The sequence below is a fragment of the Kribbella sp. CCNWLW201 genome (assembly GCF_037203805.1).
In the GTDB taxonomy this organism is placed as follows: Bacteria; Actinomycetota; Actinomycetes; order Propionibacteriales; family Kribbellaceae; genus Kribbella.
Genome location: NZ_JBBCBQ010000001.1, coordinates 1,063,390 through 1,087,623 on the forward strand (window position 1 = coordinate 1,063,390; position 24,234 = coordinate 1,087,623).

Annotated in this window: 22 protein-coding genes; 11 read left to right on the forward strand and 11 right to left on the reverse strand. The window is 67.9% G+C overall.

Annotated features, from left to right (window positions below; translation table 11 throughout):
* Positions 1-49: 49 nt before the first annotated feature.
* Positions 50-1,696 (reverse strand): murein biosynthesis integral membrane protein MurJ, encoded by a 1,647-nt coding sequence (gene murJ / locus V9K99_RS05080; RefSeq protein WP_337000603.1) that lies wholly within the window; start codon positions 1,694-1,696, stop codon positions 50-52.
* Positions 1,689-4,013, reverse strand: a complete 2,325-nt coding sequence (locus V9K99_RS05085) for a DUF6049 family protein (protein WP_337000601.1) — start codon at positions 4,011-4,013, stop codon at positions 1,689-1,691. The genes murJ and V9K99_RS05085 overlap by 8 nt, the downstream gene beginning before the upstream one ends.
* Before the next feature lie 63 nt (positions 4,014-4,076).
* Between V9K99_RS05085 and V9K99_RS05090 the strand changes: the two genes are divergently transcribed.
* Complete coding sequence (locus V9K99_RS05090) at positions 4,077-5,498, forward strand: CCA tRNA nucleotidyltransferase (RefSeq protein WP_337001349.1); 1,422 nt, start codon at positions 4,077-4,079, stop codon at positions 5,496-5,498.
* 78 nt (positions 5,499-5,576) lie between these two features.
* Here V9K99_RS05090 and V9K99_RS05095 read toward each other — a convergent pair whose 3' ends face one another.
* A complete protein-coding gene (locus tag V9K99_RS05095) occupies positions 5,577-6,356 on the reverse strand; it encodes an aminotransferase class IV (RefSeq protein ID WP_337000599.1) in 780 nt (259 codons plus the stop codon).
* A 53-nt stretch (positions 6,357-6,409) separates the two neighbouring features.
* Here V9K99_RS05095 and V9K99_RS05100 point away from each other — a divergent pair, with 53 nt between their 5' ends.
* Together V9K99_RS05100 and V9K99_RS05105 are read left to right on the forward strand one after the other, a co-directional pair.
* Complete coding sequence (locus tag V9K99_RS05100; protein WP_442914700.1) at positions 6,410-7,030, forward strand: hypothetical protein; 621 nt, start codon at positions 6,410-6,412, stop codon at positions 7,028-7,030.
* Between the two features lie 45 nt (positions 7,031-7,075).
* Positions 7,076-8,512: an AAA family ATPase gene (locus tag V9K99_RS05105; RefSeq protein WP_337000595.1), complete on the forward strand. Its 1,437-nt coding sequence runs from the start codon at positions 7,076-7,078 to the stop codon at positions 8,510-8,512.
* On the opposite strand, the gene V9K99_RS05110 is transcribed toward V9K99_RS05105, so the two are convergent.
* A complete protein-coding gene (locus V9K99_RS05110; protein WP_337000593.1) occupies positions 8,509-8,970 on the reverse strand; it encodes a GNAT family N-acetyltransferase in 462 nt (153 codons plus the stop codon). The two genes, V9K99_RS05105 and V9K99_RS05110, sit on opposite strands and share 4 nt — an antisense overlap.
* A 145-nt stretch (positions 8,971-9,115) precedes the next feature.
* Here V9K99_RS05110 and V9K99_RS05115 point away from each other — a divergent pair, with 145 nt between their 5' ends.
* Positions 9,116-10,681 carry an alkaline phosphatase D family protein gene (locus V9K99_RS05115; RefSeq protein ID WP_337000591.1) on the forward strand — a complete coding sequence of 522 codons (1,566 nt, stop codon included), beginning with the start codon at positions 9,116-9,118 and terminating at the stop codon, positions 10,679-10,681.
* A gap of 1 nt (position 10,682) precedes the next feature.
* Here V9K99_RS05115 and V9K99_RS05120 read toward each other — a convergent pair whose 3' ends face one another.
* Positions 10,683-12,581 carry a glycoside hydrolase family 30 beta sandwich domain-containing protein gene (locus V9K99_RS05120; protein ID WP_337000589.1) on the reverse strand — a complete coding sequence of 633 codons (1,899 nt, stop codon included), beginning with the start codon at positions 12,579-12,581 and terminating at the stop codon, positions 10,683-10,685.
* 133 nt (positions 12,582-12,714) lie between these two features.
* Here V9K99_RS05120 and V9K99_RS05125 point away from each other — a divergent pair, with 133 nt between their 5' ends.
* Positions 12,715-13,728, forward strand: coding sequence for a LacI family DNA-binding transcriptional regulator (locus tag V9K99_RS05125; protein WP_337000587.1), 1,014 nt, complete (start codon positions 12,715-12,717; stop codon positions 13,726-13,728).
* A gap of 218 nt (positions 13,729-13,946) precedes the next feature.
* Here V9K99_RS05125 and V9K99_RS05130 read toward each other — a convergent pair whose 3' ends face one another.
* Positions 13,947-14,534, reverse strand: a complete 588-nt coding sequence (locus V9K99_RS05130; protein WP_337000585.1) for a TetR/AcrR family transcriptional regulator — start codon at positions 14,532-14,534, stop codon at positions 13,947-13,949.
* Positions 14,535-14,590: 56 nt separating this feature from the next.
* Between V9K99_RS05130 and V9K99_RS05135 the strand changes: the two genes are divergently transcribed.
* Genes V9K99_RS05135 through V9K99_RS05160 form a run of 6 tightly spaced genes read left to right on the forward strand, consistent with a single transcriptional unit; the run spans position 14,591 to position 20,015 of the window.
* Positions 14,591-15,832 (forward strand): acyl-CoA dehydrogenase family protein, encoded by a 1,242-nt coding sequence (locus V9K99_RS05135; RefSeq protein WP_337000583.1) that lies wholly within the window; start codon positions 14,591-14,593, stop codon positions 15,830-15,832.
* The gene (locus V9K99_RS05140; protein WP_337000581.1) at positions 15,829-16,614 is read left to right on the forward strand and encodes an SDR family NAD(P)-dependent oxidoreductase; all 786 of its coding nucleotides are present in this window, start codon (positions 15,829-15,831) and stop codon (positions 16,612-16,614) included. The genes V9K99_RS05135 and V9K99_RS05140 overlap by 4 nt, the downstream gene beginning before the upstream one ends.
* On the forward strand, positions 16,607-17,653 hold the full coding sequence (locus V9K99_RS05145) for a phosphotransferase family protein (protein WP_337000579.1): 1,047 nt from the start codon (positions 16,607-16,609) through the stop codon (positions 17,651-17,653). The genes V9K99_RS05140 and V9K99_RS05145 overlap by 8 nt, the downstream gene beginning before the upstream one ends.
* On the forward strand, positions 17,654-18,316 hold the full coding sequence (locus V9K99_RS05150; RefSeq protein WP_337000577.1) for a histidine phosphatase family protein: 663 nt from the start codon (positions 17,654-17,656) through the stop codon (positions 18,314-18,316). It begins immediately after the preceding gene.
* An 8-nt stretch (positions 18,317-18,324) separates the two neighbouring features.
* Complete coding sequence (locus tag V9K99_RS05155; protein ID WP_337000575.1) at positions 18,325-19,068, forward strand: SDR family oxidoreductase; 744 nt, start codon at positions 18,325-18,327, stop codon at positions 19,066-19,068.
* Positions 19,068-20,015, forward strand: coding sequence for an LLM class F420-dependent oxidoreductase (locus tag V9K99_RS05160; RefSeq protein WP_337000573.1), 948 nt, complete (start codon positions 19,068-19,070; stop codon positions 20,013-20,015). Before V9K99_RS05155 ends, V9K99_RS05160 begins: the two co-directional genes overlap by 1 nt.
* Here the strand turns inward: V9K99_RS05160 and V9K99_RS05165 are convergent.
* The 5 genes from V9K99_RS05165 to V9K99_RS05185 are packed head-to-tail and all read right to left on the reverse strand — an operon-like array spanning position 20,002 to position 24,169.
* Positions 20,002-20,628, reverse strand: coding sequence for a hypothetical protein (locus V9K99_RS05165; RefSeq protein WP_337000571.1), 627 nt, complete (start codon positions 20,626-20,628; stop codon positions 20,002-20,004). The genes V9K99_RS05160 and V9K99_RS05165 overlap by 14 nt on opposite strands.
* A 49-nt stretch (positions 20,629-20,677) precedes the next feature.
* The gene (locus tag V9K99_RS05170; protein ID WP_337000569.1) at positions 20,678-21,172 is read right to left on the reverse strand and encodes a hypothetical protein; all 495 of its coding nucleotides are present in this window, start codon (positions 21,170-21,172) and stop codon (positions 20,678-20,680) included.
* 20 nt (positions 21,173-21,192) lie between these two features.
* Positions 21,193-21,606: an MmcQ/YjbR family DNA-binding protein gene (locus tag V9K99_RS05175; RefSeq protein WP_337000567.1), complete on the reverse strand. Its 414-nt coding sequence runs from the start codon at positions 21,604-21,606 to the stop codon at positions 21,193-21,195.
* A gap of 9 nt (positions 21,607-21,615) precedes the next feature.
* Positions 21,616-23,478: a sensor histidine kinase gene (locus V9K99_RS05180; RefSeq protein WP_337000565.1), complete on the reverse strand. Its 1,863-nt coding sequence runs from the start codon at positions 23,476-23,478 to the stop codon at positions 21,616-21,618.
* The gene (locus tag V9K99_RS05185; RefSeq protein ID WP_337000563.1) at positions 23,468-24,169 is read right to left on the reverse strand and encodes a response regulator transcription factor; all 702 of its coding nucleotides are present in this window, start codon (positions 24,167-24,169) and stop codon (positions 23,468-23,470) included. Before V9K99_RS05185 ends, V9K99_RS05180 begins: the two co-directional genes overlap by 11 nt.
* Positions 24,170-24,234 lie beyond the last annotated feature (65 nt).

Consider the following 24,234-nt stretch of genomic DNA (forward strand, 5'->3'; position numbering starts at 1 on the left):
AGTGCCCTCCTGACCAGACAGGTGGTGCACGAGTGCACAAGCGCTCTGGTCAGCGGCGACCGGGGATCTTCGATGTGACCAGGGACACCACGTCGTTCACTTCGTGGATCCGGAGCACCCGTGCGATCCCGGCGTACACGGGCAGCATCACGACCGCCGCGACCGCCAGCTGGAGGACCGCACCCAGCGGTCCGGACCAGTCGACGGCGAGGTCCAGCAGCCAGAGCGCTCCCCGGCCGGCGCCGACGGCGAACACGGCGGCGATCACCATCGCGAGCAGCGGCAGTCCGATCCCGGCACCGTGCACCCGGGGGACCTTGCGCCGGAGGACCGGGCGGGACAGCAGGACGGCGACCAGGTACGCCAGCGCGTACGCCCCGCCCAGCACGACACCGCTGAACCGGAGGTGCTCCTCGTCCAGCAGCACCCGCACCCCGATCACAGCCGCCGCGATGTTGGTCGCCGCGATCGCGCACTGCAGGAAGAACGGCGTACGGGTGTCCTCGAACGCGTAGAACGTGCGCAGCTGGAAGTACTGCACGGTGAACGGCACGATGCCCAGCGCCAGCGTCATCAGCGTGTACGACATCAGCGTCAGGTTGTTCTTACCGGAGCCGTAACCGGCGATCACCGTGACGATCGGGTAGGCGAACGCGATCATCGCGGCCGCGGCCGGTACGACGATCGCCAGCGTCTGCCGGATCGACCGGGCCGACAGTCGGGCCACCTCGGTCACGTCACCGTCGGCCGCGAGTGCCGACATCTGGGGGAGCGCGGCCGTCGCCAGTGAGACGGTGACGATGCCGTGCGGCACCAGAATGATCAGCATCGCCGTGCTGTACGCGAACAGACCGGCCTTCGCCCCCGGATCGTCCGAGGCGCTACCCGCGATCGCGAGCTGCGTGACGACCACCAGGGTCACCTGGTTGACCGCCACGAACAGCACGGTCCAGATGCCCAGCCTGGCGGTGTGACCGAGCCCGGTGCCACGCAGACCGAACTTCGGCTTGTACGTGTGCCCGCTCGCCTTCAGATAGGGCAGCAGCACCAGCAGCTGTACGGCGATCCCGACCGTGTGCCCGAGTCCGAGCAGCAGCTCCTCGCCGTGGCTGTAGGTGGGCGGGGTGTCCCCGGTGCGGTAGACCAGCAGGAACACCACGATCGACGCGCACGCGACGATGTTGTTCGCGATCGGCGCCCACATCATCGGGCCGAACCGGCGCCGCGCGTTCAGCACCTGACCGACCAGGACGAACGCGCCGTAGAAGAAGATCTGCGGCAGGCAGAGCCGGACGAACATGATCATCGACTCCCGCTCGGACGCCCGGGACGGGTCGTGCAGCTCCTTCGGCAGGTAGAGCTCGGCGATCACCGGTGCCAGCAGTACGCAGGCCACGGTCACCACGGCGAGTACGACGAAGCCGAAGGTGAGCACCCGGTTGGTGAAGTCCTGGCCGTCGTCGTCGTGGTTCTTGATCGCCCGGACCAGCTGCGGCACCAGCACGGTGTTGAACACGCCGCCGGCCAGCAGGATGTACAGGCTGTTCGGGATGGTGTTCGCGGCGGTGAAGATGTCGCCGCGCAGCGCCGTACCGATGGCGGCCGCGAGCAGGGCGATCCGGACGAATCCGAGCAGGCGGGACAGCACCGTTCCGGCTGCCATCACCGCCGCGGAGCGCAGGGTGCGGTCAGCCATCCTTCGAACCGACTCCTTCTTTCAGTGACGCGTCCACCGAGGCGTCGGGCTGTGGATCTGTCCGTGCCGCGTCCACCGGAGCGCCCGGCTCCGGGTCGATCGGTGCCGGATGCAACGGGTCGGTGGCCGGCCGGGCCGGTGCCGGGCTGCGCCGCTCGGTCCGGACCCGGCGGTAGATCCGGACGAACGACGTACCGAACAGCAGTGCACAGGCCGCTCCGACCAGGATCCAGCCGACGCTGCCGTACTGCCTGGCCTCGATCACCAGCTCCTGGGACCGGCCGACCGGACGCTCCGAGGCGGTGGTCACCTGGGCGTTCGCCCGGATCAGGCCGTTCTGCTCCGCACTCGCCTCGATCAGGTACGTCGCCTTGCCCCGCGGCGGCAGCACCTTCGTCTGCAGCGGCTTGATCCGCAGGTCGGTCCGGTTCGCCGGGGTCACCACGATGCCGACCCGGATCGACTGGTCCAGCTCGTTCGAGATGGTCAGCGGGAAGGTGCCCTTGCTGCCGGCCAGGTTCACCTTGATCACCCGGTGCTGGCCCTGTTGAACACTCGAGTTGACCAGGGTCACCTTGCCCAGCTGCTGGTTCACCGAGCCGGTCTCGATCGCGGTGAACTCCCGCGCCTCGTCGGCGAACCCGCGCCAGCCATTGGACGCCGAGCGCAGCAGCGCGCGCTCGATGTTCTCGTCCATGTTCTCCGGCACGTCCAGCAGGTTGCGGTAGGTCAAGGTGTCGTCGTTCAGCTGCTTGACGGCGTCGACCTGTGCACTGGTGAGCGACGGGTTCGCCCGGGGTGCGTTGGGTGCCTTGGTGGTCTGCGGCTTCGGTGTCGCCGCGACGATCTGGTTGACGTCGACAGGGGCGATCCACGGCAGCGCGAAGTCGCCGGCGATGGCCGCGGTCGCGTTCCCGTCGGGGTCCCAGCCCCGGGGCGGCAGCGCGACGACCGACACCGGAGTCGTACCGCCGGTGGCCAGCAACGCGGTCTCGGCGGCGAACCGCTGGCGGACCTGCAGCGGGTTCTCGGCGGTGTCCGGGTCCGGACCGCCGGTGGTCAGGGCCGAGTTCGCGATCACGGTGCGGACCTCGGTCTTCGGGCCTTCGGGGGTGAGCACGTTGTAGACCGGCGACGGCGTCAGCGCCGGCCGGTCGGCGGTCACCCACGACGAGCTGCCGACCAGGTTCAGGTCCTGGTCGTCCGAACCGCGGAAGCCGGACGAGGCCGCGGCGAGGTAGCGGCTGCGGGCCGAGCCGTTCTCCAGCCACAGCCCGTTGGTCTTGAAGGTCGCCGGGACGGTGGAACCACGCCCCAGGTTGAACTCCTCGCTCATCGCCCGGGCGTCGCCGACGATCTTGCCCACCGAGTCCTTGCTCACCGGGTCGCTGGCGTCGATCAGGCTCGCGACGTCCGGATCGCCGTACGGGAGCAACACGACCTGCGCGCCGCCGGCCCGGCTGGCGTCGAACTCCTTCAGCCACGCGGCGACGACCTTCTGTCCGCCGCCCGGCGTGGTCTGGCCGCCGTCGCCGACGACGACGTACCCGTCCTCGATCTTGCGCGCCTCGTCGAGCATCGCGGGGTCGACGAGCCAGGTGACCTTGCGGGTCTTGCCGAGCGCGAGCAGCCGGCCGAGCGGGCCGTTCGGCGCCATCGACTGTGCGAGCGAGTCGTTCGCGAACCGCTGCCCGCCCAGCTGCGTCGGCCGGTGGCGCAACGGGATGACGAGTGCGGTGTTCACCTTCCGGGTCAGCGGATCGGTGCCGATCACCGGCATCAGGGTGCGGGCCCGTCCGGCGGTCGCCCGCTCTGTGTTCTCTCCGTCCGGCTGCCCGCGGAACTGGACGCCGACCACGTACGCGCCGGTGCGCTGCGTGATGTGCCACTCGTTCCAGGGCACCGTCAGGGTGAACTGCACCGAGGCCTTGGGAGCCAGCGGGGCGCCGAACTGCTGGAACGAACCGGACTCGAACGTGGTCAGCCGCTTACAGCTGTCCCGCTTGCTCATCGGCACGTCCTGCTCGGTGGAGACAGCGGCGATGTCGGCGTTGGTGACCAGGCGGTCGCGGTCGATACAGGCCAGCGCCTGCGGCTCCCGGAACGTGGTGTCACTGGTGTTCGTGACCCGGCCGGTGATCCGCACGGCCTCACCCGGTTTCGGCGCGACCGGGCTGAACGAGTCGATGGTGACGTCGACGACCGGATCCTCCACCGGCGCCGCAGACGTCGGCGCGGTCCCGAGAACCGCTGCCGACGCAGCGATCATCAGGCCCGCAACCGCCGCAGCGGAGAGCCTCAGTCGCCGTCTCAACACGCCGTCACCGTAACCTAGTTTCCCGTGTCACCTTTCGCCGACCAGTCAGCCTCCGCCGGATCCCTGTCCGCCATCCAGCGGCAGGCGGTCCAGTCACTGCTGCAGATCGCACCGGTGGTCGACGAACTCGGTGCCCTGTTCGCCGACGCCCGCCACGAGATCGCCCTGGTCGGGGGACCCGTCAGGGACATTCTCCTCGGCCGGGGGAGCAAGGATCTGGACTTCGCCACCTCCGCGCACCCCGAGGTGATCGAGCGGTTGCTGTCCGGCTGGGCGGACCACGTCTGGGACATCGGCAAGGCCTTCGGCACGATCGGGTGTCGCAAGGGCGACTGGGTTCTGGAGATCACGACGTACAGGTCGGAGTCCTACGATCCCACCTCACGCAAGCCGGAGGTCTCGTACGGCGACAGCCTCGAGGGTGACCTGGCCCGGCGCGACTTCGCGATGAACGCGATGGCGGTCCGGCTGCCGTCCCGGACCTTTGTCGACCCGTACGGCGGCCTCGAGGACGTCGCCCGCAAGACGATCCGTACGCCGGGCACACCGGAGGACTCGTTCTCCGACGACCCGCTGCGGATGATGCGGGCGGCCCGGTTCGCCGCGCAGCTCGCGTTCACCCCGGATCCCGCCGTGGTGGCCGCGATGAAGGAGATGGCCGAGCGGATCACGATCGTGTCCGCCGAGCGGGTCCGCGACGAACTGATCAAGCTGGTCTGCTCCGACTACCCGCGGATCGGCCTGGACCTGCTGGTGTCCACCGGACTGGCCGATCACGTACTGCCCGAACTGCCCGCGCTCCGGCTGGAGCGGGACGAGCACCACCGGCACAAGGACGTGTACGAGCACTCGCTCACCGTGCTCGACCAGGCGATCGACCTCGAGTCCCGGCTGCCCGTCCCCGCGCCGGACTTCATCTCCCGGTTCGCCGCGCTGATCCACGACATCGGCAAGCCGAAGACCCGCCGCTTCGAGAACGGCGGCAAGGTGACGTTCCACCACCACGACGTCGTCGGCGCGAAGCTCGCCCGGAAGCGGATGAAGGCACTCCGGTTCAGCAACGAGCAGATCGACCAGGTCGGCAAGCTGGTCGAGCTCCACCTGCGCTTCCACGGCTACGGCACCGGTGAGTGGACCGATTCCGCCGTACGACGTTATGTCCGCGACGCCGGCGATCAGCTCGACCGCCTGCACGTCCTCACCCGCGCCGACTGCACCACCCGCAACAAGCGCAAGGCCGACGCCCTCCGGGCCGCGTACGACGACCTCGAAGCCCGGATCGAGCGCCTGAAGGAACAAGAGGAACTCGACGCCCTCCGCCCGGACCTCGACGGCAACCAAATCATGCAGATCCTCGGCATCCCGCCAGGCCGCGAAGTAGGCCAGGCGTACAAGTTCCTCATGGACCTCCGCCTGGACCGTGGCCCTCTAGACGAGGACCAGGCCCGCGAAGCCCTCCTGCAGTGGTGGTCCGACCGCACCTAGGTTGTCCACAGCACTCGAAGAACCTGCGGTTCTGTGGGGCGACTACTCGGCCGCCGACCTCGAGAGCTGACCGCCGGGTCAGATCGGCTGGCTGGGTACAGCCGCGTACGCCGCTGCGATGCTGTCGGCTGAGGGCGCGTGGGGGTTGTACTTCGTTGTGCCGTTGCTGGTGGTGATTGCGGCGATCGGGAGGGCGGGGTCGATGGAGTTGGTTAGGTAGGCGGCGTCGTAGGTCTCCAGGTCGGTCAGGTCGATGCGGGTTGTGGTGTGGGTGGCTAGGCCGCGTTGGAGGGTTTGCTGGCGGATGCCGGGGAGGACTGGGGCGGACGGGAAGATGATGGTGGTGTCGCGGGCGAAGCAGATGTTCCAGATGGAGGCTTCGGAGATCTCGCCGGTGGCGGTGTGGAAGAGGGCGTCGTCGTACCCCTCGCGCTTGGCCAGGCGGCCGTAGTACACGAGGTCGAAGGTGCCGGTGTGCTTGAGGTGCGGCACGGCGCGCTCGTGCTGGAACGCTCGGAGCCGCACGGGCTGTACGGCGGGGTCGATCGGTGGGCTGACGCGGACGAGCAGGTTTGGTTCCTCGTCGTCGGAGGCGAACGCGTTGACGCGGATCGAGAGGTCGCCGGAGCCGGCCTGGTCGAGGGCCGCACGGAGGTAGGAGCGGACGCGGTCGGCGGAGACCGGTTGGCCGAAGACCTCGCGGGAACTGCGGTCGAGTCGTTCGAAATGCAGGTCGAGACCGTCCACCCGTCCGTCCCGGACCTGCATCGAGGTGAAGTGGCCGTAGCTCGTTGCTCTCAGCAACCCGGGGTCGACGGTCCGCAGGGGTACGCCGTTCAGCAGCAGCGACTCGGTCACAGCACCAGTCTGACCTGATCAGTCCAGTGCAGGTTCTGGTCTACCCTCGCGCTGTGGACGTCTTGAGCATCATCGGGTGGGGCGGTTCCGCGCTGGTCGTTTGGTCACTCCTGCAGTCGCGCATCCTGCGCCTGCGCGCGCTGAACCTGGTCGGTTGCGTGATCCTGATCGGCTTCAACGCGGCGATCGGGGTCTGGCCGATGGTCGGGATGAACGCCGTCCTGGCCGTCATCAACGTGGTCCATCTCTGGCGGCTGCTCCGGCACCGGCACGACCAAGCCGAGTACGAGGTGCTCGAGGTCAACGGCGACGACGCGTACCTCGGCCACGTGCTCAGGTCACATCACAAGGACATCAGCCGCTTCAACCCCGGCTTCACCGCGGACGCCAGCCCGTACGCGTTCCTGGTCCAGCACGGCGACCGCACTGTCGGCGTTGTCCTCGCCCACGACGCCGGCGACGGCCGGGCCCAGATCGACCTCGACTACGTACTCCCCAAGTACCGCGACTTCACCCCGGGCGAGTTCGTCTACCGCCGCAGCGACGTCTTCACCGACCACGGCTTCCACCAGGTCCTGGCCCCACCCCGCATGCGCGACTCCAAGCCCTACCTCACCAAACTGGGCTTCCACCGAGCCGGCGACCACCTGGTCCTCGACCTCCCGAAGACCTGAGCGGAATTTGTATAACTGTATTTATAAGAAGTATAGTTCTACAACATGAGGAAGCCGGAGAAGATCTTCGCTCGCGACCATGAATGGGAACATCTGGCTCGCTTCGCGGAGTTGGCGACCGACTATCCGCGACTGGGGGTTGTCAGCGGCCGCCGCCGATTGGGTAAGACCTATCTGCTCGAGGCGCTCGCCGAGCAGACTGGTGGGCTGTATTTCGGGGCTACGGAGGGGACTGAAACCGAATCGCTTGCACTGTTCGCGGAAGCCTTCGGCGATCACTTCGGGGCTCCCGCGGCGGTGAGGTTCGACAATTGGGACCAGGCCGTCAGGGCGCTGTTCGCCTCCGATCCGAGTCGCGGGCCATTCATCATCGATGAGTTCCCTTATCTGACCAAGGTGTCGCCGGCGCTGCCGTCGATCTTTCAGCGGGAGATCGATCGAGCGGCGTCCGCAGGCCGGGGGATCAACCTGCTCCTGTGTGGTTCGGCGATGTCGGTGATGGGTCGGTTGCTCTCCGGGAGTGCGCCGCTACGCGGGCGCGCGAGCCTTGAACTGGTGATGCGCCCGTTCGACTACTGGTTGGCAAAACAGTTTTGGGACCTCGACGATCCACGGCTGGCGGTTCTCGTTCACTCGGTCGTCGGCGGCACTCCGGCGTACCGGCGATTCGTCGACCACGACAGTCCGCAGTCGGTCAGCGACTTCGACGATTGGGTGCTGCGGACCGTGCTAAATCCGGGCAGGCCTCTCCTCCGCGAGGCTCGATACCTGCTCGAGGAGGATTTGGACGTACGAGACAGTGCCCTCTATCACTCGGTGCTGGCAGCGGTTGCGTCAGGCAACAGCACACGGGGTGGCATCGCGAACTATGTGGGTCGCAAGGCGACCGACATCGGCCACCACCTTGTGGTGCTCGAAGACAGCGGGCTGCTGCACCGGCGACAGGACGTTTTCCGGTCCGGGCGCCCGAGCTATCACGTTGCCGAGCCGCTCGTGACGTTCTACCAAGTAGTGATGCGAGCCCAGTGGGGTCCCGTCGAAAGCGGCCGTGGCAGGTCGGTGTGGGAGGCGGCCAGGGCGCGCTTTGGGGCACAGATCATCGGTCCCCACTTCGAGCAGTTGTGCCGGGATTTCGCGTTGTGGGCGCCACCCGAGCTCTATGGAGAGCTCCCCGGTGAGATTGGTGCAGGAGTAGTGCCCGATCACAGCCGGCGTACTCAGATAGAGGTGGACGTGGTTGTGCTGGCGCCTGCTCTTCCCGGACAGCGCCGAAAGATCCTGTCGCTCGGTGAGGCGAAGTGGGGGGACGTCATGGGACGCCGGCATGTCGAACGGCTGGAGCGGGCGCGACAGTTGCTGTCCCGTGACTACGACACGTCGGAGACGATCATCGCCTGTTACAGCGGTGCCGGATTCGAGCCTGACCTCGACCCGGCCGTCCTGACGATTGGTCTCGACGACCTGTACGCCGTGACCCCCTAGGTCAGGTCCTTCGCGTAGCAGAGGGAGGCGACCTCGTTTTCGAACGGGGGGTACGGCGGGGTGGGGAGGTAGCCGTGGTTGGTGTAGAGGGCTATGGCTTCCAGCTGGCGGGTGCCGGTTTCGAGGCGGAGGCGGGTCAGGCCGGTGGCGCGGGCCTGGGACTCGACCGCGTCGAGGAGGATGCGGGACAGACCCCAGCCGCGGGAGGACGGGTCGACGTACATGCGCTTGATCTCGCCGACGCCCGGTGAGACGGGTTGCAGGCCGACGCAGCCGACCGGGGTGCCGTCGAGGGTGAGCAGGGTGAAGGCGATGTCGGGGTGCAGTTCGACCAGCGGCTGGTCCTCGCCGTACAGCGCGCCGAGCTCGGCCTGTTGCGCGGTCGTCAGCGCCACCACGGCGGGGTCTGTGCTGGGAACCGCGCGCAGTTCCAGTCCCTCGATCAGCTCCAGCGTCATGCTTCCAGACGGTAGCAATTCGGCATGACGCTCCTGTTTCCGTTTCCTCTCCGGCCACCCGGACAGCAGTGAGGCGACTCAGGGCAATCATTCGGTCGCGCTGAGCTCTTCCACTGTTCATCATTACCGCTCAGTATTTTCGGCTATGAACCTGACTCGCAGAACCGTTCTCGGCACGCTGGGCGCAGTCGGCGCGACCGCGGCAGTGCCGGGCACCGCCCACGCCTGGAAGTCCGGTACGCCGACGATGCGCACAGCCGCCGACGCATCACCGACCCTCGTCACCGGCGGGACGTTCCCGGAAGGGATCATGGCCGGCGTCCCCCGGACCGACGGCGCCACGCTGTGGACCCGAGTGCCGCGCGGCGTCTTCGAGGGTGACGCCGAACTGGCCGTCGTCGTCTCCAAGAACCGCGATCTCAGCAGTCCGGTCATCGTCGAGACGGTGATCGCGGCGAAGCAGTGGGACGGCTGCGTCCACTTCGACGCGGCCGGGCTCGCGCCGGGAGCGGAGTACTTCTACCAGTTCCGCGGCAAGGACACCGCCTCAGCGGTCGGCCGCTTCCAGACCCTGCGGCCGGCGGACTCGAACGAGCCGGTCCGGATCGGGTTCTTCACCTGCCAGGGCTTCACCGAGGGGTACTACGCCACCCACCGGCACCTCGCGCAGGAGGATCTCGACCTGGTGGTGTGCCTCGGCGACTACGTGTACGAGGCGACCGTGCCCGGTGTCCGCGGGATCGACCTGAACCTCTATCCACAGATCCTGCCGACGATGCGGGCGAAGTACACCTTCTACCGCAGCGACGCCGATCTGCGGGCGATGCACGCGCAGCACGCGTTCCTGCCGCTGTGGGACGACCACGAGTTCCGCAACAACTACAGCAAGGACAACTGGTCGCTGCCCGAACTGTTCTTCAAGGAGAAGCGCAGTGCCGCCTGGCACACCTGGTTCGAGCGGATGCCGGTACCGCGGTACGCCGGTGACCTGACCCGGACCTACCGTTCACTGCGGCTCGGCCGGACCGTCGAATTGTTTGCCATCGACAACCGTCAGTACAAGGACGACCAGCCATGCGACGACGGTGGCAGCATCATCTGCGAGGCGGCCGATGCGGCCGGCCGGAGCATGCTCGGCCCGGCGCAGAAGACCTGGCTGGAGAACGGCCTGCGCAGCTCCGGTGCTCGCTGGAAGGTGCTCGCCAACCCGAACATGATGATGGGCATGATCACCGGAGCCGCCGGTGAGCGCGCCTTCATGGACACCTGGGACGGGTACGGCGCCGAGCGGACCGAACTGCTGTCACTCGCGGCCGACCGCGTCCCGGATCTCGTGGTCGTCACCGGCGACGACCACGACACGTTCGCCGGCGAACTGTGGAACACGGGCTTCGCTCCGGGCAGCCCGGGCAACCCGGCCGGCACCAAACGGTCCGGCGTGGAGTTCGTCGTACCGTCGGTCTCGTCCACCAACACCGGCGACCTCAAGGGAACGGCCGGCGCTCGCACCGAGGAGCAGAAGCGGCTGCAGTACAACCCGCATCTCAAGCTGATCGACATGAGGCAGCACGGGTACGGCGTCCTCGAGGTGACCGGCGACGAGGCGAAGCTGTCCTACCGCGCGGTGGACAAGCTCCGCCCCGACGCCCCGGTGACGACCAGCTACCAGGCCCGGACGGCCCGCGGCAGCTCCCGGATCGAGATCGGCTGAATCACTGGTAGAGGCGCAGATCGGCGAGACTCCACCAGTGGCCGCTGGTGGCTGTCGAAGTCACCCGCAGGTACCTGGCTTCGGTCGACCGGAGTTTCACGGTGGTGAGCTGCCCCGTGGAACTGCCGGTCACCGGCGCCGACCACTGCACGCCGTCGTTGCTCGTGGCAACTTGCCAGGTCGCGGCGAAGTCGCCGATCTGCCCACCACTGTCCAGTGCGAGCTCGCGGACGTCACGCGACGACCCGAGGTCGACCTGCAGCCACTGACCAGGTGCCTGCGCCTGCTTGCTCTGCCACACCGTTGAACCGTCAGCATCGATCGCCAACCCGGCCTCGGCCGTGTTCACCGAGGCAGTAGCCGTCGCACCCTCCAACGAGACCGGCTTCAGTGCGGACAAGCTCTGGTCCCAGGTGAAGGTCGCCACCGCACCACCCGGCAGTTCGTACTCGAAGGACCGCTCGCCGACCGCGACCGCGAACGATCGCGGGTCGTCGTTCTCGTTGTGTACGACGAGCGCCGTCGAGCCATCGGGGTTGCGGAAGGCAACGGACATCAGCTGTCCGTTCCATCCGGTCGTGCCGTACGACGTACTCCCGATCCGGACCGCACCCGGCTTCACGAACTTCGACAGGTGGCCGATCGTGTAGTACTCGGCGTCTGTGCTGACTGTTCCGTCCGGCTGCAGCGTGACCAGGCCGGTGCAGGTGTCACAGCCGCCGAGATGCGGGCCGCCGGTCGAGTCGAGCGCGATGTTCCAGTTCACCACCGACTTCGCCCAGTTGCGGGTGGTGCCGATCATCAGGTTGCGGGCGTGCCAGGTGAGGGTGCCGCGGAAGATCTGCGGCGGGGTGTCGTCCGGCCCGTGCGAGCCGGAGCACTCGGTGAACCAGATGCCCTTCGACGGGAACGCCTTGTGCAGATCGGTCTGCTTGGACGGATCGCCCGAGTAGCAGTGGTACGCCGTACCCGCGATCCACTTCGCGGCCGGGGAGCTGAGCAGTTTGTACGGATAGTCCGTCTCCGGGTCCTCGCCGGGCGGGGTGGAGGCGATGTCGCCGGGGTGCGTGGTCCAGTTGTGGTCGTAGCCGAGGATCTTGGTCCGCGGGCTCGCCGTCCGGAGCAGTGGGCCGAGGCGCTCGATCACCGCGGCCTCCTGGCGGACCGGCATGTCCGTGCCTGGGTACGCGCTCGGGTTGCGGTTCTGCGGTTCGTTCTGGATGGAGAGGAAGTCGATCGGTACGCCGGCCTTGGTGTACGCCTGCACGAACTTCACCAGGTAGCGCGCGTAGGCGTCGTACACGGCCGGATCGTCCTTGAGCCGGCCGCCGACCAGTGAGTCGCCGGTCTTCATCCAGGCCGGCGGGCTCCACGGTGTCGCCATCACCTTGACCGCCGGGTTGAGCTGCTTGGCTCGCCGCAGCAGCGGGAGGATCTGCTGCTGGTCGTGCGCGATGGTGAAGTGCTTCAGCCCGAAGTCGGTCTGTCCCGCCGGTACGTCGTCGTACGTGTAGTGCTCGGCGTCGGCGGTGAAGTCGGACGAGCCGACCGGCTGGCGCAGGAAGCTGACGCCGATGCCCTGCTTCGGATCGAACAGTTTTCGCATCGTCGTCTCGCGGTCCGCCGGGCTGAGCCGGTAGAGCACGTTCGCCGACGAGTCGGTGATCGAGGCGCCGAAGCCGTCGACGCTCTGGTACGACGTCCGCGGGTCGACCGTGATCGTCGTACGGTCGCTCGCTCCGCGCTGGAAGGTGACCGGCGCTCGCTCGTGCTGCAACTCGGCCCGGTCAGGTGTTGTCACCCAAACGCGAGCCTGGCTCGGGGCTTGGGCCTGGGCGGCGGGGACGGTCACCGAACCCACGGCCAGCGCCAGGGCGACTCCGATTGCCTGTGTTCTCATCGCACTCCTCAGGTCATCCCCCGATGAAACACGACTGCAACAAACGGCCTCAGGAAACGCTCTTGCCTGACCTCTGTCAAGGTGTGGAAGCGATGATCTAGAGTGCTGAGCGTGAAACAAAGCGGTGTAACAAATGCCTAGGGGCAAGGCGACTGTCCGCGAGGTGGCGGCGGCGACCGGGGTGTCGACCGCGACCGTCTCCCGGGTGCTCAACCAGCAGGGCAGCGTCGCGCCGGAGACGCGGCGGTTGGTCGAGCGCGCGGTCGAGGAGCTGGGATTGCGCGCACCGAGCCCCCGCGGCGGTACGGCGAAGCCCGTCGCCGGAGCCGTGTACGTCCGCTGCCCGTACGTGCTGACCGACTACTTCGGCCTGATCGTGTCGTCGATCGCGGAGACGCTGGACCGGCACGGCCGCCAGGTGATCCTCAACGCGGGCGAGGCGGCTCAGCACGAGCAGGTGTTGTCGCGGTTGCCCGCCCAGCGCGAGGTCGGCGGCGCGATCCTGATCCTGCCGCCGGAACCGAGCGAGGACCTGGTTCGGCTCAGCTCTCGACGGTTCCCGTTCGTTGTGGTCGATCCGAGGACCACCTTGCCGCGCGACATCGCCTCGGTGTCGGCGGCGCATCACTCCGGTGCGCGGCAGGTGACCGCTCACCTCACGTCGCTCGGTCACACGCGCATCGGCGTGATCGCGGGGCCGCGTGAGTGGCTGGCGGCCGATGCCCGGTTGAGCGGTCACTCGGCAGCTCTCGCGGACGTCGGGATCCTCCCGGACCCGTCCTTGGTCCGGCACGTCGAGCCGACGATCGCGGAGGGCTACCGGGCGGCCGCCGTACTCCTGGAACTCGATCCGCGGCCGACCGCGTTGGTGGCCTTCAACGACAAGACCGCGATCGGTGCGCTCCAAGCCGCAGCCGAACGCGGTCTGTCAGTCCCTGGCGATTTGTCGATTGCTGGTTTCGACGACATCGACCTCAGCCGTGCCACCACGCCTCAACTCACCACAGTCCGCCAGCCGCTCCAGGAGATGGGCCGGATGGCAGTCAGCCTCCTCATCCGACTCCTCGAACGCCACGAGGTGGAAGCCCTCCACGTGGAACTGGCCACGGAGTTGGTCGTCCGCGCCTCCACCGCCCCACCCCACTGAGCAGCGGACCGGGGTTGCCCCCTCGGCTTGGAGGTTGCCCCCTCAAATTCTCAGTGGGCAACCCCTCATGTCGGGGGGCAGGTCACGGGCCGGCTGGGGTTGCCCGCCCCTATTGGGGGTTGCCCGCTCCTATTGGGGGTTGCCCCCTCGGGTGGGAGGTTGCCCGCTCGGATTGTCAGTGGGCAACCCCTCATGTCGGGGGGCAACCCACCCGGCGGTCAGAGCTTGCGGAGGGATTCGAGGGCGGCGATGGCGTGGTCGACGAGTTCTTCGTCGGTGCTGGGGCGCTGGTCGGCGGGGAGGCCGGACCATTCGATCGCGAGGTCTTCGACGTACGCGAGCCAGGCGTGGACGACCATCCGCTCGGGCGAGGCCGGCTGGGTGGCGACGTCGGGGGAGCCGATGAGGTTCAGCACGCGGGTGGTGAGGCCGGCGCGGGTTTCGGCGTACACCTCGACCACGTAGTCGTCGCCGCCCGCAGCGCCGCGGACGAAGGAGATATAGGCAGCTCGACGGCGGGTGATGAACGCCACGAAGGACAGCAGCATCTGCCGCAGCTGGTCCGGCGGGGGCAGTGACTCGTCCGGCTTGGTGACTCGGAGCAGCCGTCGGCCGGCGGCCGAGATGACCGCGACGTAGTAGTCCCGTTTGCTCGGGAAGTAGTGGAACAGCAGGCCGCGCGAGATCCCGGCCTGACCCGCGACCGCGTCGATCGACAGTTCGTGGATCGGCTTCGTCCGCAGCATCATCAGGCCGATCTTGACCAGTTGCTTACGACGGTCTTCCGCGGTCCAGCGCTCACTCACGCTATTGAGCATTGCTTAGGCGCTGCGCTACGGTCAAGGCAACCGAGGGGAGTCTGATGGAGTTCGAACATTCGGCCCGCGCGAGTGAGCTCATCGCCCGGGTCGGGGAGTTCATCCGGACGGAGATCGAGCCGGTCGAGGGGGAGCTGCACGCGACGACCAGGACCGCCGCCGATCCGTGGCAGCCGCAGCCGGTGATGAAGGAGTTGCAGGAGAAGGCCCGCGCCCAAGGGCTGTGGAATCTCTTCCTCCCGGTGGCCGAGCCGGGCAACGAGCAGTACGGCGAAGGCCTGTCGAACCTGGACTACGCCCCGATCGCCGAACTCACCGGCCGTTCCTTCCTGGCGCCGTACGTGTTCAACTGCAACGCGCCCGACACCGGCAACATGGAAGTGCTGCTTCGCTACGGGACTCCCGAGCAGAAGAAGCAGTGGCTGGAACCGTTGCTCGACGGCGCGATCCGGTCCGCGTTCTGCATGACCGAGCCGGGCGTCGCCTCCTCGGATGCGACCAACATGGCCGCGACCGCGATCCTCGACGGCGACGACGTCGTGATCAACGGCCGCAAATGGTGGAGCACGGGCGTGGGCCATCCGGACTGCGAGCTGCTGATCTTCATGGGGCTCACCGACCCCGACGCCCATCGGTACGCGCGCCACACGATGGTCCTCGTCCCGCGCAACACCCCCGGAGTGAAGGTGGAGCGGCTGCTCCCCGCGATGCACCAGTACGACGAGCCGCACGGCCACGGTGAGGTGTCGTTCACCGACGTCCGCGTGCCGGCGACCAACATCCTGGTCGGACCGGGACGCGCGTTCGAGATCGCCCAAGGCCGGCTGGGTCCGGGACGGGTGCACCACTGCATGCGACTGATCGGGCTGGCCGAGAAGGCGCTCGAGCTCGCCCTCCGGCGCGGCACCAGCCGGACCGCGTTCGGCAAGCCGCTGGTGAACCTCGGCGGCAACCGCGAGCGAATCGCGGACGCCCGGATCGCGATCAACCAGGCCCGGTTGCTCGTACTGCAGACGGCGTACCTGCTGGACACCAAGGGACTCGCGGGTGCGTTGAGTGAGGTGAGTCAGATCAAGGTCGCCGTACCGCGGATGGCGCAGGACGTCATCGACATGGCGATCCAGTTGCACGGCGGCGGTGGACTGTCGGACGACTTCCCGCTCGCGGCGGCGTGGACGAGTGCGCGGGCGCTGCGGCTGGCGGACGGGCCCGACGAGGTGCACCGTAACGTGATTGCCAAGCTCGAGCTTGCTCCTTATCTGGCCCAATATCAGGAGGCCAAGTGAGCCGTGTACTCATCACCGGCGGTGCCAGCGGACTAGGCGCCGCGCTGGTTGCGCAGTTCGTTGCTGACGGCCACCAGGTGCTCAGCACCGACGTGTCTGTCGACGCGCCGGACTCGCCGGCGTCGTACCTCAAGCTCGACGTGCGCAGCCCGGAGGACTGGGCGAAGGCGGTCGAGTGGTGTGAGCAGAACTGGGGCGGGCTCGACATCCTGATCAACAACGCCGGGATCGCGACCGGCGGCCGGATCGACGTCGAATCGCTGGACGAGTGGGACCGGGTCGTCGACATCAACCTGATGGGTGTGGTCCGCGGCTGTCGCGCGTTCACGCCGGTGTTCAAACGGCAGCGCTCCGGCCACATCGTCAACACCGCCTCCGCGGCCGGGCTCGTGCATCCGCCGATGATGAGTTCGTACAACACGGTCAAGGCCGGGGTGGTCGCGCTCTCGGAGACGCTGTCGCACGAGCTTCATCCGTACGACGTGACGGTCTCGGTGGTCTGCCCGTCGTTCTTCCGGACCAACCTCGGCGACTCGATCAAGGGCGACGACACGTCGATGGGTGCGACCGCACGGCAGCTGATCGAGAAATCGCCGCGTTCGGCCGAGGAGGTCGCGGCCGGCGTGATCGCCGGGATCAAGAAGAAGCAGTTCCTGATCATCCCGGACCGGCCGGCCCTGATGGCCTGGCGGACCAAGCGATTCGCCCGGCCGCTGTACGACCGCCAGATGCGCAAGATCGCGGCCCGGGCCCGGGAGCGGGCCGAGTCCGGTAATGGGTGATGGTGCGCGGCCGGTCCGCGCGGAGGACGCCTTCGACGTACCGGTGGTGGACAGTTGGCTCAGGCAACGGACCGAGCTGCCGCCCGGACTGCCGGAGGTCAGGCAGTTCTCCGGCGGCGCGTCCAATCTGACCTATCTCCTGCGGTACGACGGCCACGACCTGATCCTGCGTCGTCCGCCGGCCGGGACGAAGGCCAAGGGCGCGCACGACATGGCCCGCGAGTACCGGATCCAGGCGAGCCTGAAACCGGTCTTCCCGTACGTGCCCGAGATGGTTGCCCACTGCAATGACACCGGGCTGATCGGCTCCGAGTTCTACGTGATGGAGCGGATCGTCGGCACCATCCCGGGCCACTCCGAACTCGGTGTCGACCTCACCCCCGAGCAGACCCGGCAGCTGTGCTTCACGCTGATCGACACTCTCGTCGACCTCCACCAGGTCGATGCGGCGCAGGCCGGTCTGACCGACCTCGGCCGCGGCGAGGGGTACGTCGAACGCCAGGTCACCGGCTGGAGCGCCCGCTATCGCAAGGCCAAGACGTGGAACGTGCCGAGCTACGAGCGCGTGATGGCCTGGCTAGCCGCCAACCAGCCCAAGGACGTCCGGACCTGCGTCATCCACAACGACTTCCGCCTCGACAACGTCGTACTCGCGCCGGATGATCCGCTGAAGGTGGTCGGCGTACTCGACTGGGAGCTGGCGACCCTCGGCGATCCGTTGATGGATCTCGGCGGCGCGCTCGCCTACTGGGTGCAGGCCGACGACGACTGGGCGTTCCGCCGCTTCCGGCTGCAGCCGTCGGACGCACCGGGCATGATCACGCGCGACGAGATCGTGCAGTACTACGCCGAGCGGTCCGGACTGAAGCCGGAGAGCTGGGCCTTCTACGAGGTGTTCGGTCTCTTCCGGCTGGCCGTGATCGCGCAGCAGATCTACTACCGCTACCACCACAAGCAGACCCGGAATCCGCGGTTCAAGGGGTTCTGGGTCCCGGTCAACCTGCTCGAGCGGCGCTGTCGCCGGATCATGAGGGGCTGAATGCCGACCATCTACCTGATCCGGCACGCGCAGGCGTCGTTCGGCAAGAGTGACTACGACCGGCTCTCACCGACAGGTGAACAGCAGGCGGCTGTGCTGGGCAAGGCGCTGGTCGCGCGCGGGGTGACGCCGGAGCTGGTGGTGTCCGGATCGATGCGGCGGCACGCTCAGACGGCAGCACTCGCGGGATTCACGCCTGAGGTCGACAAGGGCTTCGACGAGTTCGACCACGAAGAGATCATCGTGGCGCACAAACCCGCCTATCGACGGCGGGCGGTGATGCTGGCCGACCTCGCTCGGACCGGTCATCCCGGTCGCGCCTTCCAGCAGATGTTCACGGCCGCCACCGAACGGTGGACGCTCGGCGGCGACGGGTACACCGAGAGCTTCACCGCTTTCTGCGACCGGTCCGAGGCAGCGGTACGACGTACCGCAGAGCGACTCGGGAAGGGCGAGACGGCCGTGGTGTTCACGTCCGGTGGGCCGATCGCGGCTGTGGTGAGCCGGCTGCTGTCCGGTGGCGACGGCCTGTGGTCGAGTCTGAACCCGGTCACGATCAACACCGCGATCACCAAGGTCGTGTCCGGCCGCAGCGGGCTGACCGTGGTGAGTTACAACGAGCACGGTCACCTCGACGGCACCGAGTTGCTCTCCTACAGATAGGGACAGTGATGCGACGCAACATCCTGATCACCGGCGCGAGTTCCGGGCTGGGTGAGGAGATGGCTCGGCAGTTCGCCGCGAAGGGCCACAACCTGGTGCTGACCGCGCGGCGAGCGGATCGGCTGGAGACCTTGCGCGCCGAACTGACCGAGCGGCATCCCGAGCTGACGGTGGTTGTCCACACGCTCGACGTGAACGACCACGAGCAGGTCTTCGATGTGTTCCGCAAGGCCGACGCCGAGCTGACGCTGGACCGGATCGTGGTGAACGCCGGCCTCGGCAAGGGTGCGCCGCTCGGGACCGGGCGGTTCGACGCGAACCTGCAGACCGCGATGACGAACTTTGTCGGTGCGCTCGCCCAGGCCGAGGCCGCGCTGGAACTGTTCCGGGCCCGGAACGCCGGCCACCTCGTCTTCATCTCGTCCGTCTCCGCGGTACGCGGGCTGCCGAAGACGGTGACGACGTACGCCGCGACCAAGGCCGGGCTGGCGTCCTTGGCCGAGGGCCTGCGGATCGAGTTGCTGAACAAGCCGATCAAGGTCAGCACGATCTTCCCCGGCTACATCCGGTCCGAGATGAACGAGCACGTCGCGAACACCCCGCTGATCGCCGACACTGTTCCGGGCGTGCGCGCGATCGTGGCCGCGATCGAGGCGGAGAAGGCGACGGCGTATGTTCCGTCGTGGCCGTGGAGCCCGCTCGCCCGGGTGCTGCGGTTCGCACCACTTCCGTTGCTGAAGAGGATGATCTGATGCGCTGGGGCCTGACCGTTCCACTGACCGGGGTACCGCTGCGGGACCACCGGCCGCTGATCGCCGAGCTGTCGGCACTGGGGTACACGGATCTGTGGTCGGCCGAGGTGGCCGGCGCGGACGCCTTCACTCCGTTGGTCCTCGCGTCCGAGTGGGACGACCAGCTGAGGTTGGGGACGGCCGTCGTACCGGTGCACACGCGCGGGCCGGCCGCGCTGGCGATGAGTGCGGCGGCGCTGGCGGATCTCGCGCCGGGGCGGTTCGTGCTCGGGATCGGGGCGTCCTCGGAGACGATCGTGACCGGCTGGAACGGGATCGCGTACGACCCGCCGCTGGCCCGGACCCGCGACGTGCTCAGATTCCTCCGGCAGGCGTTCGCCGGGGAGAAGGTGGACGGGGAGTTCGACAGCTTCACCATCCGGCGGTTCCGGCTGGAGAAGGCGCCGGATGTGCCGCCGTCGATCATGCTGGCCGCGTTGCGCCCGCAGATGCTGAAGCTGGCGGCGCGCGAGGCCGATGGCGCGATCACGAACTGGTTGTCTGCGGACGACGTACGCCAGGTGCGGGCCGAGCTCGGGCCGGACAAGGAACTGGCCGCCCGGATCTTCGTCTGTGTCACCGAGGACGCGGAGATGGCCCGGAACATCGGTCGCTTCCTGATCGCGACCTACCTGACCGTCCCCGGGTACGCGGCCTTCCACGACTGGCTGGGTCGCGGTGCCGCGATGAAGGAGATGCGCGAGGCGTGGGCCGCCGGTGACCGGAACGCCGCGATGGCCGCCGTACCCGTCGAGGTCATCGACGACCTCATCGTCCACGGCACCCCCGCCGAATGCCGAGACCACATCAACAGGTACGTCGCCAACGGCCTCGACACCCCCATCATCGCCACCCTCCCCACCGGCACCGACCTACTGGAGACCGCCCGCTCGCTCAGCGTGGGGTGATTTGGAAGGCGCGGATGCAGAGGGGTTCGGTGGGGAGTTGGTGGATCACGAGGACGCCTGAGACGGTCGTGCCCTTGGTGGTGCCTGACAGGGGGATCACGAAGGTGAGCTGCTGGCCGATCGGGGTGCCGGTGGTGAGCTTGGATGGTGGCTCGAGTTGTACGTCCATGAGGGTGCGGACCAGTTGCTTCGAGCTGTCGCAGGCTAGGGCGGCTGCGCCGGTGGGGTTGTTCGCGTTGAGCTGGGCGACGAAGCGGCGGGCCAGGTCGCTCACGGTTGCCGCCGGCCAGGTGGTCGGTGGCTTGGTGACGGGCGGCTTGGTGGCTGGTGGCTTGGTCGGCTGTGGTGCGAGGGTCGACCGCTTTGGTGCCGGCGAGCTCACCGGTGGCGCCGCTGAGGTGCCCGGGTCGGGGGACGAGGAGTTCTCCCGCCAGTCGGAGACCAGGCGGTAGGTGACGACACCACCGACGCCCAGCACCGCGATCAGCAGTACCAGCATCAGCGCGATGATGAGCCCGGCCCGGTTCTTCCGGGGAGGCCGGCCGTACGGGGGCGCGGCCGGTCCTCCGGGGCTGTAGTTGCCTGGGAGATACCCGGGCGGTTCGTAGCTCACAGCGCCAGTGTGAGGCTTGATCAGCCCAGGCGGGGTGAAACAGGCTGTCTCAGCGCGGGGTGAGGTTGAGCATGCTGACACAGAGGGGCTCGTGGTAAGCGTGGAGTGACACGTAACCCGTGACCGGAGTGCCCTTGGTCGTGCCGGCGACGGGAACCATGAAGATGGTCTCCTGGACGTACGGGGTACCGGTGGTGAGCTTCGTCGGGGGCTTGATGTCGTTCCGCAGCACGACGGTCAGGACTTTCTTCGAGTCCGCACACGCCAGGGCGGTTGCCGCAGTCGGGTTGTTCGCGTTGAGTTGGGCCACGAAGCGGCGGGCCAAGTCGCCCGCATCCGCTGCGGTAGGCGACTTGGTCGCTGAGGTTTCGGGCGCTGCGCCGGGTCGCGCCGTCTTGCCGGAGACCAATCGGTAGCCGAGGACACCGCCGACGCCTAGAACCGCGATCAGCAGCACGAGCAGCAGCACGATGATCAGGCCGGCGTGATTCTTCCGGGGTGGCTGGCCGTAGTTGGGCGCCGCCGGCCCGGGTGGGTAGCTCACGGGCTCAGTCTGGCAGGTGGTCAGCTCAGCCGATGGTCTTCGAGCCAGGTCTTGGCGCGACGGTTGGAGGCGCGGCAGAGCCAGGCGTCCTGGATGACTTCGGTGAGTTCCTGTTTGGTCAGGCGGCCGATCTCGCTGCCGCGGACGAGGACCGACGGGTGGCCGTTGAAATGCGGGGTGGTGAAGAACGGGTTCGACTCGTCCGACACCAGCGCGAGCTTCTCCTCCTCGGACTCGACCCAGATCACGATCACGTCGTCGTACCGCTCACCTGTGTCGGGGTCGAACGCGTCAGGGCGCGCGGTCCGGAAGAACACGAACGACTTCCCGCCGACCTGGTATACCGGGCGCTCGCTACCGTCCTTCTGCCAGACGGTGACGTGCGGCATCCCCAACGCCACCTCGTGCACATCCGCGACCCGAGCCTTCGCCACGATCCTGAGTTAACCAGCCGGGATCCAGATCGTGAAGGTAGAGCCGGCGCCGAGCCGGCTGGTCACGGTGATGCGGCCGCCGTGGGCTTCGGCCAGGTGCTTGGTGATGGCCAGGCCCAGTCCGCTGCCGCCCGTCGTACGACTGCGGGACTGTTCGGCGCGGTAGAAGCGGTCGAAGAGGTGTGGCACGTGCTCGTCGGCGATGCCGGTGCCGTTGTCGGTGACGGTCAGGTTGTAGCCGTCGGCAACTCGTCGTACGCCGACCACGACGTGCCCGCCGGCAGGGGTGAAGCGGATCGCGTTCGAGACCAGGTTGCCGAGGGCCTGGCGGATCCGGGCGCTGTCGACGGCCGCCACCGCAGTCTCCTGCACATCGGCCGTGAGCGACACCCCAGCCGTCTCGGCCGCGGGTCGATGCGCGGACACCACCTGTTGCGCCAGCTCGGACAGGTCACGTGGAGCCTTGTGCAGCCGGAGCATGCCGGCGTCGGCGAGAGCCAGGTCCTGCAGGTCGGCCACCAAGTGTTCGAGCAGCCCGGTCTCCTCCAGCAGGGAGGTGACAAGCTCACGATCCAGCGGTACGACGCCATCCTCGGAGGCGACCAGATAGCCCTTGATGTTGGCCAGCGGTGTACGCAACTCATGCGCCACATCGCTCACCATCGCCTTCCGCTGGTGATCGTGCCGCTGGATCGACTCCGCCATCGCGTTGAACGCATGCCCGAGCCGAGCCACCTCGTCCCGCCCGTTCACCGGTACGCGGGCCGCATGGTCGCCGTTCCGCATCCGCTGCGCCGCCCCGGTCAGCGCCACGATCGGCCGGACCAGCCGCCGCCCCGCGAACACCATCACCAGCGCCGCGATCAGCAGCACCCCGAGCGCGGTGGCCGCGGTCCGCAGCAGACCCTCACCGGAGAACACGTTGAACGTGCTCTTCGCACCCAGGTAGAGCTTCGCCGACGGAGCGACGTACGGCGTCAAGGCCTGCGACCGAGCCTCGGTCGTACAGGTGACGAACTGTTCCGTGAAGCCGGTCTTCTCCTTCGGCTCGACCGCACGCAGACCGTCGTACTCGGTGATCGTGTAGTCCTGGCCGGCGGCGTCGAGACAGTCGATCGCGCGGCGGATCTCGTCGTCGTTCACCACCTTGGCCTTTGCGCTGGGCGCGTTCAGGCCCGGTGGGATGCACTCGTCGTCGGGCGCACCGGGCTTGGTGACCTGCATCAGACTTGTGCCGTTCACCACCTGACCGGACTCCACCATCACCACCGGTACGTTGGCGCCGCCCGCGCCTGACACGGTGGCGTTCTTCCCCTGCGCGCGGTAGCACGCGGTGGCCTGCTCCGCGAGCCGGTTGCGCTCCGCAAGCTCCTCGTCGGTCAGTCCCCAGCCCGGATAGGCCGGAGAGAGCCCAGGCAGAGCGGCAGCGCTGACCATCGTGTCGGCCTTGCCTGCGGCGGCCTTGCGGGAGGTGTAGACGCTCATGGCTCCGGCGATCTTCGCGGTGCCCTGGTTGCGTACGTCAACGGTTGCCGCCGGCACCGATGGGAGCTCCGGGCCGGCGCCGAGCATCCGGGCCGAGTCCGCGATCACGGTTCCGTCCGGCTCGGTCAGCGCGATCCGCCGGCCGAGCTGGTCGGACAGATTGTGGACCAGCTTGTCCACGCCGGACCAGGTCGGGTGGTCGGCGGCGTACCGCGAGAGCCGATCGTAGATCTGCCCGTCGACCTGCAGTTGGCCCGTGTTCGCATCGATCTCGCCCTGCAGTTGTTCCGAGGTGCTGTACGTCGCGATCACCGCGGTCGCGATCACCGCACCCAGCGCGACCGCGAGGGACAACCCGAGGAACCGGACCAGCACGCTACGACGCATCGGACGTCACCACCTTGTCGGCCAGCTTGTAGCCCACGCCGTACACGGTCTTCAGGTACGACGGAGTGCCCGGGGACGGCTCGATCTTCTTCCGGAGGTTCATCACGTGGACGTCGATGGTCCGGTCGAACACGTAGTGGTCGAAGCCGAACGCGTGCTCGAGCAGCTGCTGCCGGGAGAAGGCCCGCCCGGGTGAGGCCGCCAGGCAGGCCAGGATCTTGAACTCCGCGGGTGTCACCTCGACCAGCCGATCGGCCAGCCGGACCTCGTGCCGGCCCGGGTCGATCTCCAGCTCGCCGACCCGGTACACCTCGCCCTCGGACCGGCTCCGGGTCCGCCGCAGTACGGTCCGGACCCGGGCCACCAGTTCGCGCGGGTTGTACGGCTTCGTCAGGTAGTCGTCCGCGCCCAGGTCGAGGCCGAGCAGCAGGTCGTCCTCGGTGGAGCGGGCGGTCAGCATGATGATCGGGACCTCACCGTCGGCACGCAGTACCCGGCAGACATCGAGGCCGTCGACCTTGGGCATCATCACGTCGAGCACCAGCAGGTCGGGGCTGCGCCGGCGGGCCTCGTCGATCGCGGCCCGCCCGTCGTGCACGACGACGGTGAGGTGCCCCTCCCGCTCGAGGTACCGCCGGATCAGCTCCGCCTGCTTCAGATCGTCTTCGGCGACGAGGATCCGGGCTGGCATGTCCTCAATGTGACCGACGTTCATAAGAATCCGATGAAGATCGACTGAGAGCATCGGGTGCAAAC